Source organism: Nitrospira sp. ND1 (assembly GCF_900170025.1).
Classification (GTDB): domain Bacteria; phylum Nitrospirota; class Nitrospiria; order Nitrospirales; family Nitrospiraceae; genus Nitrospira_A.
Genome location: NZ_FWEX01000006.1, coordinates 1,699,023 through 1,715,049, shown reverse-complemented (window position 1 = coordinate 1,715,049; position 16,027 = coordinate 1,699,023). Strand labels below are relative to the sequence as shown.

Annotated in this window: 16 protein-coding genes and 1 tRNA gene; 12 read left to right on the top strand and 5 right to left on the bottom strand. The window is 57.2% G+C overall.

Going from position 1 to position 16,027, the window contains the following annotated elements; genetic code table 11:
- Nucleotides 1–297 precede the first annotated feature (297 nt).
- A complete protein-coding gene (locus NSND_RS12725; protein WP_080879360.1) occupies nt 298–726 on the bottom strand; it encodes a hypothetical protein in 429 nt (142 codons plus the stop codon).
- A 370-nt stretch (nt 727–1,096) separates the two neighbouring features.
- Between NSND_RS12725 and NSND_RS12720 the strand changes: the two genes are divergently transcribed.
- Nucleotides 1,097–1,648: a hypothetical protein gene (locus NSND_RS12720; protein WP_080879359.1), complete on the top strand. Its 552-nt coding sequence runs from the start codon at nt 1,097–1,099 to the stop codon at nt 1,646–1,648.
- Nucleotides 1,626–2,957, top strand: coding sequence for an energy transducer TonB (locus NSND_RS12715; protein ID WP_080879358.1), 1,332 nt, complete (start codon nt 1,626–1,628; stop codon nt 2,955–2,957). The genes NSND_RS12720 and NSND_RS12715 overlap by 23 nt, the downstream gene beginning before the upstream one ends.
- A gap of 100 nt (nt 2,958–3,057) precedes the next feature.
- On the opposite strand, the gene NSND_RS21015 is transcribed toward NSND_RS12715, so the two are convergent.
- Complete coding sequence (locus tag NSND_RS21015; RefSeq protein WP_143833541.1) at nt 3,058–3,300, bottom strand: hypothetical protein; 243 nt, start codon at nt 3,298–3,300, stop codon at nt 3,058–3,060.
- A gap of 330 nt (nt 3,301–3,630) precedes the next feature.
- Between NSND_RS21015 and NSND_RS12710 the strand changes: the two genes are divergently transcribed.
- From NSND_RS12710 to NSND_RS22170, 3 genes are read left to right on the top strand one after another with little or no spacing between them, the layout of a single operon-like run.
- Entirely contained in the window at nt 3,631–4,635 is a 1,005-nt protein-coding gene (locus NSND_RS12710) for a replication initiation factor domain-containing protein (RefSeq protein WP_080879357.1), read from the top strand.
- Between the two features lie 42 nt (nt 4,636–4,677).
- Nucleotides 4,678–4,992, top strand: coding sequence for a helix-turn-helix domain-containing protein (locus tag NSND_RS12705; RefSeq protein WP_235000241.1), 315 nt, complete (start codon nt 4,678–4,680; stop codon nt 4,990–4,992).
- The gene (locus NSND_RS22170) at nt 4,979–6,100 is read left to right on the top strand and encodes a tyrosine-type recombinase/integrase (RefSeq protein ID WP_080880877.1); all 1,122 of its coding nucleotides are present in this window, start codon (nt 4,979–4,981) and stop codon (nt 6,098–6,100) included. The genes NSND_RS12705 and NSND_RS22170 overlap by 14 nt, the downstream gene beginning before the upstream one ends.
- Here NSND_RS22170 and NSND_RS12695 read toward each other — a convergent pair.
- A tRNA-Val gene (locus NSND_RS12695) sits at nt 6,057–6,131 on the bottom strand. The genes NSND_RS22170 and NSND_RS12695 overlap by 44 nt on opposite strands.
- Before the next feature lie 159 nt (nt 6,132–6,290).
- Here NSND_RS12695 and trmFO point away from each other — a divergent pair.
- From trmFO to NSND_RS12665, 6 genes are all read left to right on the top strand, one after another.
- Nucleotides 6,291–7,607: a methylenetetrahydrofolate--tRNA-(uracil(54)-C(5))-methyltransferase (FADH(2)-oxidizing) TrmFO gene (gene trmFO / locus NSND_RS12690; protein WP_080879355.1), complete on the top strand. Its 1,317-nt coding sequence runs from the start codon at nt 6,291–6,293 to the stop codon at nt 7,605–7,607.
- A complete protein-coding gene (locus NSND_RS12685) occupies nt 7,580–8,536 on the top strand; it encodes a tyrosine recombinase XerC (protein WP_080879354.1) in 957 nt (318 codons plus the stop codon). The genes trmFO and NSND_RS12685 overlap by 28 nt, the downstream gene beginning before the upstream one ends.
- A complete protein-coding gene (hslV, locus tag NSND_RS12680) occupies nt 8,533–9,069 on the top strand; it encodes an ATP-dependent protease subunit HslV (RefSeq protein ID WP_080879353.1) in 537 nt (178 codons plus the stop codon). The genes NSND_RS12685 and hslV overlap by 4 nt, the downstream gene beginning before the upstream one ends.
- Nucleotides 9,070–9,081: 12 nt before the next feature.
- Nucleotides 9,082–10,485 carry an ATP-dependent protease ATPase subunit HslU gene (hslU, locus tag NSND_RS12675; RefSeq protein WP_080879352.1) on the top strand — a complete coding sequence of 468 codons (1,404 nt, stop codon included), beginning with the start codon at nt 9,082–9,084 and terminating at the stop codon, nt 10,483–10,485.
- Nucleotides 10,486–10,510: 25 nt separating this feature from the next.
- Nucleotides 10,511–11,407, top strand: coding sequence for an acetylglutamate kinase (gene argB, locus NSND_RS12670; RefSeq protein WP_080879351.1), 897 nt, complete (start codon nt 10,511–10,513; stop codon nt 11,405–11,407).
- 255 nt (nt 11,408–11,662) lie between these two features.
- Nucleotides 11,663–12,361 (top strand): hypothetical protein, encoded by a 699-nt coding sequence (locus NSND_RS12665; protein WP_080879350.1) that lies wholly within the window; start codon nt 11,663–11,665, stop codon nt 12,359–12,361.
- A 39-nt stretch (nt 12,362–12,400) separates the two neighbouring features.
- On the opposite strand, the gene NSND_RS12660 is transcribed toward NSND_RS12665, so the two are convergent.
- Nucleotides 12,401–12,940 carry a gamma carbonic anhydrase family protein gene (locus tag NSND_RS12660; RefSeq protein ID WP_080879349.1) on the bottom strand — a complete coding sequence of 180 codons (540 nt, stop codon included), beginning with the start codon at nt 12,938–12,940 and terminating at the stop codon, nt 12,401–12,403.
- 84 nt (nt 12,941–13,024) lie between these two features.
- Between NSND_RS12660 and rimO the strand changes: the two genes are divergently transcribed.
- A complete protein-coding gene (gene rimO, locus NSND_RS12655; protein WP_080879348.1) occupies nt 13,025–14,479 on the top strand; it encodes a 30S ribosomal protein S12 methylthiotransferase RimO in 1,455 nt (484 codons plus the stop codon).
- Between the two features lie 43 nt (nt 14,480–14,522).
- Here rimO and NSND_RS12650 read toward each other — a convergent pair whose 3' ends face one another.
- Entirely contained in the window at nt 14,523–16,001 is a 1,479-nt protein-coding gene (locus tag NSND_RS12650; RefSeq protein WP_080879347.1) for a DegQ family serine endoprotease, read from the bottom strand.
- Between the last annotated feature and the right edge of the window lie 26 nt (nt 16,002–16,027).

Genomic DNA, 16,027 nt, shown 5'->3' with positions numbered 1-16,027 from the left:
CGGGCATTTATGGGTATCGCGGTTTGGTCGGACTAATCGCGATGGGCAAAGCACAGCATGAAGGTTCCAGAAAACGTGTCCGGCGGGGGGGATGACATTACATAGCCTAATCAGCGGCATGGAGCACAAACCAAGTAGTCAGGAGAGGGAAGTGGTCACTCTGGATAGTTGATGTCCTGCGTAAGAGACCACTTCGGTTCCTATCCTTCATCCGAAATGCAACTTGAGGTTCGCTATGACTATGATTAGCGCGCCCATGACATCACGCGCTTTGCGATAGTGTCCTGCTTTCCAAATTCAAGATCCTTGCTTGTCCCATTTCCACCAATCTTCGCTCCATAAAAAACCCAGGTCTTCGATTATATTAATCTCAACATTGGGGGGTATGGTGCCACCCAGCATCCTTTTGAATCCTGTTGCGACATCCCGCCTTATAAATGCCTTCACAATGAACCGCCAAGATTCATCAACAAGCGAGTTGCCCTGAATTAACATCTCCTTTAGCTTAACGATCCAGTGCTCATCCCGATCATTAATACGGCAGGCCAAGTCTTTGGGAACCGAGTTGGTAGACACCTCGACAATCCAAACCTCTTTGTTTCTCAGATTCAGCGCAACCATATCGGGGCAGCTGTGATTCCCCCCGATGTTATACTGACGGCTCGCAAAAATGAGTGGATCGCGGGTGATTCTCCAACAAACTAAGTCCTCGTATACGTGCTCCATAATGGCCCCCTTTATCTGTGTTGGGTCAAGTCAAACAGAGTTGCAAGGCGACATTCAGCCGAATCGGCGCAGTTGTATAAATGGATCAGGCAACTTTTCGTCTACGGCTGTCCCGCGTCTTTGAATATAAGGTCTTCCCCCACCTAGTCATTCAGATGACACATCTTGGCTTGCGGAAATGGAAATCTACTTCCTGAGAATACACATCTCCGCCAATAGGGGCGATGTCTGTAGAGGGCTTTATTCAGGAGCGCAGGTCTCGCCAAGGGGTACCATCCATTTCTTCCAATGCGAGTGACGAAAATTGAACAATCCGACACCGGCTATAGCGACCCCCACTTACTTCCCAACTGATCGCAAAGAGGCTACTATGCCATCCCCAATGGGCGTGAAGCGATTTTGGGGTTGGCTTGGTGAAAAGGTTGGGGGAAAAGGAATGACCCAATGTATATTTTTAATCGTCGCCAGTTTGATTGTCGCCACTCAGATTATTGGATGTTCCCTTCTCGGGCCGGTGTTTGATGGATATAGCTGTGGGAACGCCGCAGCTAGGAGCGATCTACAAAAGATCACACTCAAGGAGTTAGTCAAGAACGGATGGCCGGAAGAAACGACGCCACTGATTCAGACGAGGGTCACTTACCCAGAGGATGTTAGTAAGAATATCCCTGACTACAAATGTCGGGCGCTTCTACATGCCAAGGTGGGCGAGAGGGGATATGAATCATTCACCTTTGCCGTCTATTACAACTATGATGACTATAAAGTGACTGACTACAAATCTGACTTTACGAAATATCAGCGAATGAAAATTGCCGATATGTTGTCTGGCAAGATGGAGCCATTAGCTCAAAAGGCGAAGGTGTGTACTCAGAAAGAAAAGGCAGAGGGGTGTGAAGATGGGAGAGATCGACTCCACTAGTCATCTGACCTACCGGGTGCTGTTCATTATTGTAACCCTTCTCTTTGGATCCGCTTTCTCATTAGTTGGAGAGATATGGAATACCTCTCAATCGGCCATTGCCGCAGAGATACCCTCGTCCAACGCTTACCAGCCAGAGGTAAACAAGCCCTGTAAGCTCTTGTCGCATACGACTCCGCGAGGGAAATTTTCCGACTCGATACGGGAAGCAAAGCCGATGTTTCGCGAGCCGCAGCCGGCCGTGATCGCTCCCCCGGTGGCCGCCAGCATTCCTCGCACCAAACCCGATGCTCGACTGCGGGTAGCAGGGGGGACTGGGTCCAACCCTTATTTGGCGCGTGTGCAAGCTAGAATCGCCGGGTTCTGGACATCTCCACCAGTGGATAAATCCGGAAGAGGTATGACGGCTGTGGTGGGATTCCGCCTGGAACGGGATGGGCGGATCAGTAGCGTGACGGTCGAGCAGTCATCCGGGAATGAGCAATACGACCATGCTGCGCGTCAAGCCGTTCAGAACGCAGTGCCCTTACCGCCATTCCCCCCCGACCTGCCAAACATGTATTTCGATGCGCACTATACCTTTTCCGTAGGCGAGGCTTCTGGCGCCCTGGATTATGAAGGGGAAAGCCGGTCTACAGGTGACAGTGCTTCTATGGTTAATACTCACCGTGATACCTACCCAATAGAGGTGCCGATTTCCCGACAACTTGACGACTGTCAAAAATTTTTAGACATGATGTTGAACGCGATTTACAAAGTGCCAGAAAGCCAGGAAGGCCTCGACATTCTGCAAAGTCTGTCCAATGAACTCCCACTCGGAGAACATGAGGAAACCAATTCCAATGAATATTCGGAACTCCAGTGGCTCGCTAGAGACTTGCACCGAAATGTCAGAGACAGGAGAAAGGAGATCACAGAAAAGCTTGCAGAAGAGATCAAATGGAGAGAGTACGACAGTGCCTGCGAAAAGACGGTACGTAAGGCAAAATTTCCGCTTCACCTCCGGGACGAACCAGTCGCCGCATGGCGACAAGAAACCAAGACTCTAGGTAGAGCATTCTGTACAGCCGTCCAGGGTGGAGGCAAGGTTGAATTCCGCGTAATCGATGAAAAGACCCCCACCGTGGGTATTTTCGTCACCACGACAAAACGCCGCTTTGTCGTCATTCTTCAGAAGAAGATGCAGGGAGATTTGAGTGAAGCGTGGACTGCAGTTGAGATCCAGACACCTTCTGATCGTAGGCCAGCAGTAACCATATTAGGGCAGACCTTCATGGATGGTTTTCCGAACTTGGTTCAGAATGATTGAGGAGCAGCGTTATTCCGTACGGTTGACTAATTTCCCAACTTCCTGGTAAATCGCCGCCTCGGGGCGACACATCCACACTGTCCCTGGGGAAGCTCGCTCATCACGCACTATTCTGCAATGCCGCCACCAAAGCCCAAGTCTCTAGCGACGGATTTCTTTCTTCGCGATTGCTGACCTGCACATAGGTAGCGTGACATTCACATCCGCCAATCAAATTTGACTGACTCTTGTTCTTTGTAACTTTTTTTTTCGCACCTTGCGACAGTTCGATTTTCTTTCGCCTATCGTATAGCCGATCCAAAGGCATATGCGTTGCAGCCGCCACCAGCGCAGCAAAGCGCACATAAGCATGCTTATGCCTACTTCCCTTCCCCCATCTGCCATTCGATAATCTGTCCGCTATTTGTCCCCTCGTGACCCCTCCTGTCCTCTAGAGGGTTCTTTACTGCGTGGTGGCGTTTGCATAAGGTCTGAGCATGCACCGGAACGATCACAAGGACGAGAAGACACTCCGAATGGAGCCCTGTTTAGAGCAACACGGTCGTCCGTCACCGGGAGGCGAAGCCGGTCCGCGCCGCATGCCGATAGGCTGCGGGGCGGAGCGGAATGGCCCCCGTCTTGGTAACACGGGGGCGCTACCCACAGCGCTCCGTACAGGAGTTCGATAGATTCTATGGATTCGAGCTTCACCCTCACCATTGATTGGCTCGCCTTTACGGTCCTGGCCACCAATCCCCAAGAAACCATGAAGGTCCTCGGTGGCGATTGGAGCAAGGCCAAAGGTGGATTTCGAGGCTATCCCTTGTCCTGGATGCGGGCAGACGGGCTACGCGGCGTCGGAAAACTGGGCACGAATGCGCCTCGTCGTCCGAATGAAATCCATGTGGATTTGTCGGGCGGCCTGGCGTCCGCCCTGACACTGGATCAGATCCGAACCCTCCTCAAGTGGGTGCATGCTCAACAGGGCCATGTGACGCGGATCGACTGTGCGCTCGATGATCGGGCAGGAACGGTGCCGGTCTCGACCATTCGCGAAGCCGTCTCGGCAAGTCAATGTGTGACGCGTGCGGCTCAGGTCCGGCATATCGTCTCCAACCTGACGCATGGGAGCGGGGCCACGACCGGCGAGACGATGTACTTTGGGAGTCCGCAGAGTCAGACCCTCTTGCGGATTTATGACAAGCGGCTCGAACTTCAGAGCAAAGGACATGAGAACTGGCAGGACTACGGGACACGGTGGGAATTAGAACTCAAGAAGGATCGCGCCGAACAATGCGCGAGAGCATTAGCCAGTTTAGATGAAGCCGATTGGAAGGAGTTGGTAGTTGGCTTACTGAGATCGTATGTGGATTTCCGGCAGATTCCGAAGGATGCCGAGGATGAAGAACGGTACCGGGCTCCAGTGTTGGAGTGGTACGCCCTCCTGACGGAGGGATTTCAGAAGGGGCGATTGGCCCAGGAGAAGCAGGTGCAGACCCTGCAAAACGTGAAACGATGGGTGAGTGACACCCTGACGCCGATGTTGGCGGTCATTTGTGCCACCCCTGGAGGGGAAGAATGGCTACTGAACGAAATTGTCAGGGGCATCTCCAGGTGGAAGGACCGACACCGGAGCTTGCTCAAGCAACCCACTCGGTTTCACCGGACTGCCGGCGGCCACGCGGGCAGCCCATGTTAGGGGGACTGGGGGTGTCGGCAGACTCCCCCGGTGTATCTGCACATGCTTACCGTCAAAGAGCTCTCGGCTTGGCTCAATATCAAAGAATCCACACTCTATCTCTGGGTTTCCAAGAGCAAGATTCCTTGCCGTCGCATTCATGGCCTCGTTCGCTTTGAACCTGAGGCCATTCAGTCCTGGCTCAATGGCTTTTCTTCCGGCACTCGTCACAGGCCTCCGCGCGCGCCGCGCCATAAAGCTGGTGACGTAGACCACCTCATTGAAGCGGCCAAACGCGCCGTCTATACTCCTCGCCACGGGGAAACCAGACCAACAGCGAGCCCTCTTGGAAAGGAGAACAACGATGGGGCTCGTTAAGCGAGGGAATATTTGGTGGATGAATATCGTGTTTCAGGGGCAACGCATTCGCCGGTCGACAGGGTCATCGAATCGAGCCTTGGCTGACGCCATCATGGCGAAGGTGAAGGTGCAATTGATCGAAGGGCAGTATTTTGAGCGGGCGGAGGAACAGTCTCGAACCTTCGCGGAATTGATGGATCGCTTTGAGCGAGAGCACCTCGTGAAATTGGCCAGCCGACAAACCGGACATGCCTTCGTCAAGCGCTTCCGTGCCTTCTTCGGAGAGCGGACGCTCGGCGAGATTACCCCCAAGCTGATCGTGGAGTATAAAAGCCGACGGTATGCTGCCGGGGTGAAACCTGCCTCGATCAATCGAGAGCTCACCTGCTTGAGAAAGGCCTTCAACCTGGCGAAGCGGGAATGGGAATGGTGCCGAGACAATCCGGTCAGCCGCGTGTCTCTCGAAAAGGGCGTGACGAAACGAGACCGGTGGCTGATGGAGGACGAGGAGGCGCGATTGCTCGATGCCTGTCCGTCGTGGTTACGCGAGCTCGTGGTGTTCGCGCTCCATAGCGGGATGCGGCTGGGTGAGATCCTGTCACTGACCTGGACTGGCGTGGATCTGTTCCGAAGAACTGCGACTGTGTTTGAGTCCAAAAACGGGGAGCGGCGGACTGTGCCATTGAATCACACTATGATGGCGCTTCTGACGGAGAAGGCCAAAGTGCGGCACATCAAAACCGCACTGGTCTTTCCAAGTCTTGCCGGTACACGGTTAGATCCCAACCATCTGCGACGGGCATTACGGCCTGCGATGGCAAAGGCTGGCATCGTGAACTGCCATTTCCATGACCTCCGCCACACCTTTGCGACGCGGCTGGTCCAGTCGGGAGTGGATCTCTACAAGGTGCAACGGCTCCTCGGGCACAAGTCTCCGATGATGACGCAACGCTATGCGCATCATTACCCGGAAAGCCTGCGAGATGGAGTGGAGATTCTGGACCGACGGTCACACCGTGACACAAAAATGACCACAGTGCTGCGTGTGTCGGAGAGTACTGTCTCGGAAGTCGTTGAAAAATTGGTGGGCGATACTGGTATCGAACCAGTGGCCTCTTCCGTGTGAAGGAAGCGCTCTCCCCCTGAGCTAATCGCCCACGCGGCCAGAGTCTAGCACGGTCTGGCAAAAAGGAGCAACAAACTCAGAGGGCCTTTTCCGGCAGGCCTGCCGATTGGTCTGCTTCCCGTTTCTTGACATCGAGAAAAGGCGATTCTTACAATGGGCCTCCTTCCATCTTTTCAAAGGTTTCCCATTCATGCGTGAAGACATCGTGATCATCGGGGGTGGTCTGGCCGGCACAGAAGCCGCCTGGCAGGCAGCGAATCGTGGCGCCAAGGTGACGCTCTACGAAATGCGCCCCAAAGAGATGACCAAAGCACATAAGACAGGTGATCTGGCAGAGCTCGTCTGTTCGAACTCCCTTGGATCCGCCGATCCGCTCAATGCGCCCGGCATTCTGAAGACGGAGATGCGTCGCCTGAACTCGCTAGTGATTCGTGCGGCGGAGGAGGCGCGTGTGCCGGCCGGCTCGGCGTTAGCGGTCGATCGCGAGCAGTTCGCCCGGGTGATCACGCAGGCGCTGGAGGGGCATCCGAACATCCGGATCATGCGTGAGGAAGTCACGGAGATCCCGCAGGACGCCGTCTGCATCATCGCGACCGGTCCGCTCACGTCGGAAAAGTTATCGAAAGCCATCAGCGAATTGACGCACGAGCGGCATCTCTATTTCTTTGACGCGATTTCGCCCATTATCGATGCGGAGTCGATCAACATGGACATCGTCTATCGTGCGTCACGGTACGGCAAGGGGGGGGCTGATTACCTCAATTGCCCGCTGGATGAAGCTGCGTACAATGCGTTGTACGACGCGATGATGACGGCCGAGAAGGTCCAGCCGAAAGAGTTCGAGAAAATTGCCTATTTTGAAAGTTGTATCCCGATTGAAGTCATGGCCGAGCGTGGTCGGCAGACCATGCAGTTCGGACCGCTCAAGCCGGTCGGGCTGGAGCATCCGAAGACAGGCGTGCGCCCCTACGCCGTGGTGCAGCTTCGTACCGAGAACGCGCATGGGACTTGTTACAACATGGTCGGGTTTCAGACCAAACTGACGTATCCGGAGCAGCGACGGGTGTTTCGTCTCATTCCGGGGCTGGAGAATGCCGAATTTCTACGGCTCGGCAGTCTCCATCGCAACACCTTCATCAACTCGCCGCAATTGCTGCGCGAGACGCTCCAGCTCAAGTCCCGTGGCACCGTATTTTTTGCCGGACAATTGGTCGGGGTCGAAGGGTACACCGAGTCGGCCGCGATGGGAGGGATAGCAGGCATCAATGCGGCGCGAGGCCTGGCGGACCAGCCGTTGGTGACTCCGCCGCCGAACAGCGCCCACGGTTGTTTGATTGCGCATATTACCAAGAGCGATCCGGCCCATTTTCAGCCGATGAATACGAACTTCGGGCTGTTCCCGCCTGTCACCGTCAAGACGCGCGACAAGGATCAGAAGCGGCGTCTCATCCAGCAACGAGCTGTTGAGGATTTTGACGCATGGATCGCGCAATCCGGACTTTCCTAGACGTCCTTTCTGTCCAGCAGAGCGCGTCCCCCCAAACTATTCGTGCCTATGCGTCCGACCTGGCTCAGTTCCACGCCTTCGCGCTGGGGGTGCTGAAGCCGGGCGGGCCGCTGGCTCCTCACGCGGTGACACCGGCTCTGATTCGCGAATTTCTCGCCGCACGTGATCGCAAGGGGGAAAAGAAGACCTCGTTGGCGAGAAAGCTGGCCTGTCTGCGCAGTTTCTTCCGGTATCTGGTGCGCATCGGGCAGTTGGAAGTGAACCCCGCAGAGGATGTGCGCGCCCCGAAACTTCCCAAGCACCTTCCCCAGGTCCTCACGAAAGACGATGCCGGTGCGTTGATGGAGTTCCCCGGTGGAACGGAGCGGGAAGGGGTACGGGATCGTGCGATCCTCGAGACCTTGTATTCCACGGGGGCTCGCGTCAGCGAGTTGGTCGGCATGAATTGCGACGATATCAGCCGGAGCGAAGGACTGGTGCGCGTGCGCGGGAAGGGGCGGAAAGAACGGGTCATTCCGCTGGGCAGCATTGCCCTGGAGGCAATCGATGCCTACCACGCGCAGATCTCGATGGTGGCGGGACCGTCCTCAGGGCAATCGTCGGATCCCGTGGCCGTCTTTCGAAACCGCCGCGGAGGACGATTGACCACCAGAACCATTGCGCGCATTGTGGCCAAGTATTCGCGGCAGCTGACCGGAGGCGCGGTTCATCCTCACACCTTGCGCCATTCGTTTGCCACGCATTTGCTGGATGAAGGCGCCGATCTGCGTGCCATTCAGGAAATGCTTGGACATGCCTCGCTCAGTACGACACAAAAATATACACATCTTGCGACGGACCAACTGCTCGCGTTATACGATCGCACTCACCCTCGTGCCGTGCGTACCACGGAGGCGAGCGAAGTCATCAAGCAGAAGGGGTCTCGATGATTATTCGATCCACGACGGTGCTGTGTGTGAGGCGAGACAGTCAGGTGACGATGGGTTGTGATGGACAGGTCACGGTCGGCACTACGGTCATGAAGCACAATGCCAGGAAAATGCGCCGTATGCACGGCGATACGGTGCTGGCGGGGTTTGCCGGCGCGACGGCCGATGCCTTCACCCTGTTTGAAAAGTTCGAGGCCAAATTGGCCGAGTATCGGGGAAACCTGACGAGGGCCGCCGTGGAACTGGCGAAGGAGTGGCGGACCGATCGTGTGTTGCGGCGCTTGGAGGCATTGCTGGCCGTTGCCGACCTCGATCACTCCTTCATCATTTCCGGAACCGGAGATGTAGTTGAGCCCGAGGACGGCATTTTGGCCATTGGGTCGGGCGGACCCTATGCACTGGCCGCTGCTCGTGCATTACTGGGACATTCCGAACTGGTCGCCGAACAGGTCGTGCGGGAATCCCTGATGATCGCCGGCGGGATCGACATTTATACGAACCAACAGATTGTGATCGAATCACTCTCGCGTTAGGATCTGCCTGCTATGACGACCGAATTGACGTCCCGTCCCCTCAATGTGAATAGCTTGACGCCCCGCCAGATCGTTGAAGCGCTGGACCGCTATGTCATCGGTCAACACGATGCCAAGCGTATGGTCGCCATTGCCCTGCGTAACCGCTGGCGCCGTCAGCGGTTGGCTCCTGAGCTGCGTGATGAGGTCATGCCGAAGAACATCATCATGATCGGGCCGACCGGCGTGGGGAAAACCGAAATTGCCAGACGCCTGGCGAAATTGGCCGAAGCGCCCTTCATCAAGGTGGAGGCCTCCAAATTTACCGAAGTCGGGTATGTCGGCCGGGATGTCGAATCGATTATTCGTGATCTCACCGAGCTGGCCATCAGTTTGGTGAAGACCAAACACTTGGAAGAGGTGCAGGGGAAGGCGTCGCGCCTTGGAGAAGAGCGACTCCTCGATCTCCTGTTGCCTGGTGCACCGTCCCGTCCGGCTTCGCCTGGATTTGAACCTTCCGGGGCGCGTGCCGATGCTTCGGAGCCGACCGAATCGCCGGATGCCACGCGATCCAAGCTTCGTCTGCAACTGCGCGAGGGCAAACTCGATCAGCGATCTGTGGAAGTAGAGGTCAAGGAACGAGCGTTGCCGCTGGGGGTGATTTCCAATGCCGGCGGCATGGAGGATCTTGAAGGGAACTTGCGCGACATGCTGGGCGGCATGTTTCAAGGGAAGAAAAAGAAACGGATGATGAAAGTGCCCGATGCGCTGAAGCATCTCACCCAGGAAGAAGCGCAAAAGCTGATCGACATGGACGAAGTCGTTCGGGAGGCCATCACGAAGGTCGAGCAGACCGGCATTGTCTTTTTGGATGAGATCGACAAGATCGCCGGGCGTGAGCGCGCGATGGGACCGGATGTGTCCCGCGAAGGGGTGCAGCGCGACTTACTGCCGATTGTGGAAGGTTCCACGGTCAGCACGAAACATGGCGCCGTGCAGACCGACCATATTCTCTTCATCGCCGCGGGCGCGTTTCATGTCGCCAAGCCGTCGGATTTGATTCCCGAACTGCAGGGCCGGTTCCCTATCCGTGTCGAGTTGGCGCCGCTCACCAAAGACGACTTCGTGCGTATCCTGACCGAACCGCGAGGTGCGCTGGTGCGTCAGTATCAGGCGTTGATGGCGACAGAAGGGCTCACCGTCGAGTTTACGGATGACGGATTGGCGGAGATTGCGGCGACGGCAGTACAGGTCAACGAGCGGACGGAAAACATCGGCGCCCGGCGGCTGTTTACGATCATGGAGCGGTTGCTGGAACAGGTGTCGTTCGAAGGGTCCGAGATGAACGAAAAGACCATCGTCGTGGACGCCGGGTATGTGCGGGAGCGCTTGCAGAATATTGTGAAGGATCAAGACTTGAGCCGCTATATTCTGTAAGCGGCAGGCTGGACGGGGGGAGCGCATGAACAAATTGATTAAGAAAGCGGACGTGCTGATCGAGGCCCTGCCCTACATCCGCACCTTCAAGGGCAAGACGGTCGTCATCAAGTACGGGGGGCATGCGATGACCGATGCGCCCCTGAAAGAGCGATTTGCCCAGAATGTGGTGTTGCTGAAGTATGTCGGGCTCAACCCCGTGATCGTGCATGGCGGGGGGCCGCAAATCGATCAGATGCTGGATCGACTGGGAATGGTCGCGAAGTTTCGGCACGGGGTGCGAGTGACCGACGCGGCCACGATGGAAATTGTGGAGATGGTACTGGCCGGCCGGATCAATATGGAAATCGTCGACCTCTTGAATCGACACGGCGGACAAGCGGTCGGACTCAGCGGCAAGGACGGCGGGTTGATGTTGACCAAGCCGCTGACGGCGAAGGCCTGGGCGGAAAGCATTGAAAAGGACCTCGATTCGGATGATTCGGATGCCGATTTCGGGTTTGTGGGCGACGTGAAATCGATCGATCCCACGCTGCTCTTGAAGCTCCAGGAAGACAATTACATCCCTGTCATCGCGCCGATCGGAACGGATCGGGAAGGCAATACGTACAACATCAACGCCGACCTCGTGGCCGGCGCGATTGCCGCAGCATTGAAGGCGGAAAAACTCGTGATGTTGACCGATGTGAAGGGCATCCGCGATGCCAATGGTCGCCACCTGCCGACGGTCTCCCGCAAAGACGTGCAGCGGATGGTCAAGCGCGGCACGATCAGCGAGGGCATGTTACCCAAAGTTCACGCCTGCCTGGATGCTTTGGCCGGGGGGGTGGGGAAGGCGCACATCATCGATGGCCGCACGCCCCATGCCATTCTGTTGGAAATCTTCACCCACAAGGGTATCGGCACAGAAATTGTCGCGTAGCCAGTGATGGCGCGGCTTCTCAACCATCCACAGGTGGGGGCGCAGAGCGGGCCCCTGCGATGGTGACGGCGCCGTGCCGTGGTGGAAGGCGCAGGCCCTGGCGGCGTCCTCGGTAGTGTCCAGTCGCGGCGAACGTCAGATATGCGCATTGCCGTCAATCGAGCGACACGCGAGATAGGTTAACTCTCAATCTTATGAGCCCAGTAGTCGTTGGCGCAGGTATCGCGGCAACAGGTGTGGCCGGTGTGGAGCATCATGGCCCGTAAACTGATGAACGTGGGGACGGCCGCTCGGCGGGCGATGAGGGAGGTCTTCGCGCGCCTCGACTACGCTCGACTGGGTCCGATTTATTGTGACGAAGGCGGGGATGAGTTTTGGGCGGCGAAGCGCGGACTTTGTCAGCGGCTTGGTCTGAAGCTGGCGAAGGCGCTCCTGCCGCGACTACAGCCGGGCGGCACCAGTCTATATGTGGGCGCGGGGGTGGCTGAGATTCCGCTCCTTCTCATGGAAAGCCTGGATCTCGGGCGACATGTGCTGGCCTGTAATCTACGAAGGCAGGAAGTGCTGGTTCTCAATCGCGCCTGTGCCGGGTTCCCGATCCGGTTTCATCATCTGGATGCCGGATCGGTGAAAGACCGGGTGGATCATCTCTGGCTGGTCAGCGTCCTGAACGATCCCGAACGGTTCCCCGAGTTATCGGCGCTGTCCTACGGTCGCGCGAATCCGGTGACGTTCGATGCGCGAAAATTTCTGCCTCAGCAGCGCACGGTTGCCATATTGGTAGATCGGTGCTTGAGTCGATTGATAATTCCGGGATCGGTGACGACGACGGTGGAGGAGGCCGTATGGGTTGCCGAGTGGTGCCATCGGCGGCGTATCCGTTACCGGATCGACCAGCGCACGTATGCCTCACCGACGGTGGGTGATCCCATTTGTCTCATGCGGCTGGGGTGAGAAGCGAACTGTCGAAGGCGGCCATGCGCGTGGATCGTACTAGACCCAGAATCCGGGGCGAGGTTTGTCGGGACCAAAGAGGTACTGGCGGGAATAGCGGATGTAGTTTTGCGCCGACTCTCGGATCCAGGCGAGTTCCTGATCGGTAACGGGGCGTTTTACTTTGGCCGGTGAGCCCAGGATGAGACTCTTGGGCGGAACGACGGTGCCTTCGGTGATCAATGCTCCGGCACCGACTACCGAGTCTTCCCCGATGACCGCTCCGTCCATGATAATGGCGCCCATTCCGACCAGCACGCGGTTCTGAATGGTGCAGCCATGCAGGACCACGTGGTGCCCGATGGTGACGTCGTCGCCGATGATGAGCGGATGCGTGTCGTGTGTGACATGCAACATGCAGAGGTCCTGCACGTTCGTGCGGTGCCCGATGCGAATGTAGTTCACATCGCCGCGAATGACGGCATGAAACCAGGCGCTGCACTCTTCGCCCATGACGACGTCGCCGATGACCACGGCGGTCTCTTCAATAAAGCAGGACTGCGGGATGGTCGGTGTGATGCCCTGAAATGTCCGGATCATGCGCTCAATTTAGGATAGCTGCAGAGGGAATAGCAAGAGAGCTCGTTTGACAGAGTTTTCCGGCGTCTCGTAGACTGCCAAATTATGGCCTCGTCATTGATTACCCCATCACGGGTGAAACGCAACAAACCCACGATCGGCTTCGTGAACCTCGGTTGTTCAAAAAACCAGGTGGACTCCGAAGTCATGCTCGGCACATTGGTCGCCGGAGGCTTTCAACTCACGGGCGACGCGCGCGCCGCGGAAGTCGTTATCATCAATACCTGTGGCTTCATCGAGGAGGCGAAGCAGGAGTCGATCAACAGCATCATCGAACATGGACGGTTGAAGAAGTCCGGATCCTGCCGCGTCCTGATCGCCGCCGGGTGTCTGGCGCAGCGGTACCAGGGCGAACTGTTGAAAGAATTGCCTGAGCTGGACGGCGTCGTGGGAACGGGCGAGTTCGGGCGCATCGCGGAGATCTGTCGCAGTTTGCTGGCGCCGAAAGCTCGTCAGCAGCGACTCTGGATTGGGCAACCGCCCTATCTGTATGATGCCGAGACCCCGCGCATCCGTCTTGGGACTCCCCACAGCGCCTATTTGAAAATTGCCGAAGGCTGTAACCGGAACTGCGCGTTCTGTGCGATTCCCATCATGCGGGGCAAGCAGCGCAGCCGCCCGATTGAATCGATTGTGGCTGAGGCGGGACGGTTGGCTCAGGAAGGGGTGAAGGAACTCAACCTGATTTCCCAGGACACGATCAATTATGGGGTGGACCTCGGATTGAAGCAGGGGCTCACGGCGTTGCTTCGGGAACTGGTGACGGTGAAGGATGTGCGCTGGATCCGGCCCTTCTATCTGTACCCGCAACAGGTAACAGACGAGTTGCTGGATCTGTATGCCGGAGAGGCGCATATCACCAAGTATCTCGACATGCCGTTGCAACATATCAGCGACGGCATGCTGAAGCGGATGCACCGGTTGGGAGACCGCAAACACGTCACCAAGCTGGTCGAACGCATCCGCACCAAGATTCCCGGCGTCTTTTTCAGAACGGCGTTTATCGTCGGGTTTCCCGGTGAGACCGATGCCATGTTCGAGGAGCTGAAGCAATTCATCCTCGATATGGAATTCGATCGTGTGGCAGTGTTTCTTTATTCTGATGAAGAGGGCACGTCGGCCGTCGATCTCGACCGGAAGGTTGATCAGGCGGTGATGGAAGAACGCCGCAATGAGCTGCTGGCTCTGCAGGAATCCATTTCAGAAGCCAAGAACCGTGACTACCTTGGTCGTACGATGGAAGTCCTTGTGGATGGGATCTCTGAAGAATCGGACCGTCTGCTGGAATGCAGACATGAAGGGTTGGCGCCTGAGATTGACGGGGTGGTCTTCTGTGATCGCAGCGCGGGGAAGCCGGGAGAGTTTATTTCGGTCACCGTTACCGATGTGGCCGGCTATGATCTGATTGCCCAGCCGGTTGTGCGGGCCGACGCGCCGACTGCTGTGCCCGCTGCTCCGACTCTCCTCATGCCCAAGAAATCAGGGGCAGGCTACCGATAAGCCTGCGCTCACCAGTCGCCTGCCCCGCTCTATACGGACGCGCTTAGATCTTGGCGCTGAGGTATAGGGACGCGCCTCTCCGATTCACCAGCACCAACACCGTTTGTCCCTTCTTGAGGTCCGATGCGGCCCGATCGAAATCCTTCATCGAGGTGACTGGTTTGCGGTTGATCTCCCGGATCACGTCGCCCGGCATTAACCCGGCGCGCTCCGCGTCGCTCTCTGGATCGACGGTCGTGACGACGACGCCGTGAATGTTGCCTTTGATCCCGAGCTCCTGGGCAGTTTCCCGGTCCAACTCCTGCACGGCCAGTCCGGCCAGCGGCTGTTCCGACGGACCGGCCTCCGCCTTAGCGACCTGCGGGTTGTCCGGCAGTTCACCGATCGTGACGGTCAGGTCCTTTTCACGACCCTCTCGCATCACGGTGACTGTCGCCTTGCTGCCGACCGAGCTTCTTGTAACGGCGCGCTGAAGGGTGACGGCATCTTCGATCGGAGTTCCCTGAAAGGACAGGATCACGTCTCCCTGCTTGAGGCCGGCCTTGTCTGCAGGTCCCTCTTCCTTTACATCGGTGACGATCGCGCCGTTACTTCCTTTGACGTTGAACGACTTGGCTAACTCCTGATTCAGATCCTGTATCCCGACGCCCAGGTACCCGCGTACGACCTTCCCCGTCTTGACCAGGCTCTCATAGATCGGTTTGCTCATGCCCGTGGGGACGGCGAAGCCGACGCCCTGGTAGCCGCCGGTCTGAGAGAAGATCGCGGTGTTGATGCCGATCAACTCACCTCTGGTGTTCACCAATGCGCCGCCGCTGTTGCCAGGATTGATCGCGGCATCCGTCTGAATGAAATCTTCGTACTGCGTAATTCCCATGTGTCCGCGGCCGAGGGCGCTGACAATGCCCAGGGTGACTGTGGAGTTCAAACCAAACGGGTTCCCGACAGCCAGCACATATTCACCGACCTGGAGGCGGCTGGAGTCGCCCCACGTCACTGTCGGAAGCTGAGTGCCGTCGATCTTGATCACGGCAATATCGCTCTTGGGGTCACTGCCGACGATGCGCCCTTTGAATTCCCGCTTGTCCGGAAGCGTGACGGTGACGGTCTTCGCTCCGGCGATCACGTGGTTGTTCGTCAGTACATATCCGTCGGGGGTGACGATCACGCCCGATCCCTGCCCGCCGCCACGGCGTTCCAGGGGCTCCATCGGCGGCCCGAACCGGCGCGGCCCGAACGGCGATCCGAAAAAGTCTTCCATCCGGCCGCGCGGGCGTGTGGAATCAGCCACTTCTTCTGCGCCGCTCGTGGTGATGTTCACGACGGCCGGTGTGACCGTCTTGGCGACATCTGCAAATCCGGCTGCGGGCAAGATTCCCGTCATCGTCGCCGGGCGCTCCTCAGCCGCTGGTGACGGATTTGAGGCGTGTGAAGTGGTCAGCGGGAGATAACTCCATAATAAGGCAGCGCCCAGGGCGGCGATGCCGGCAATGGCACTGACGGACTGCGTAGGTCGTTTCATGGGGCTCCTCCTCCTGAAGTCGGTGA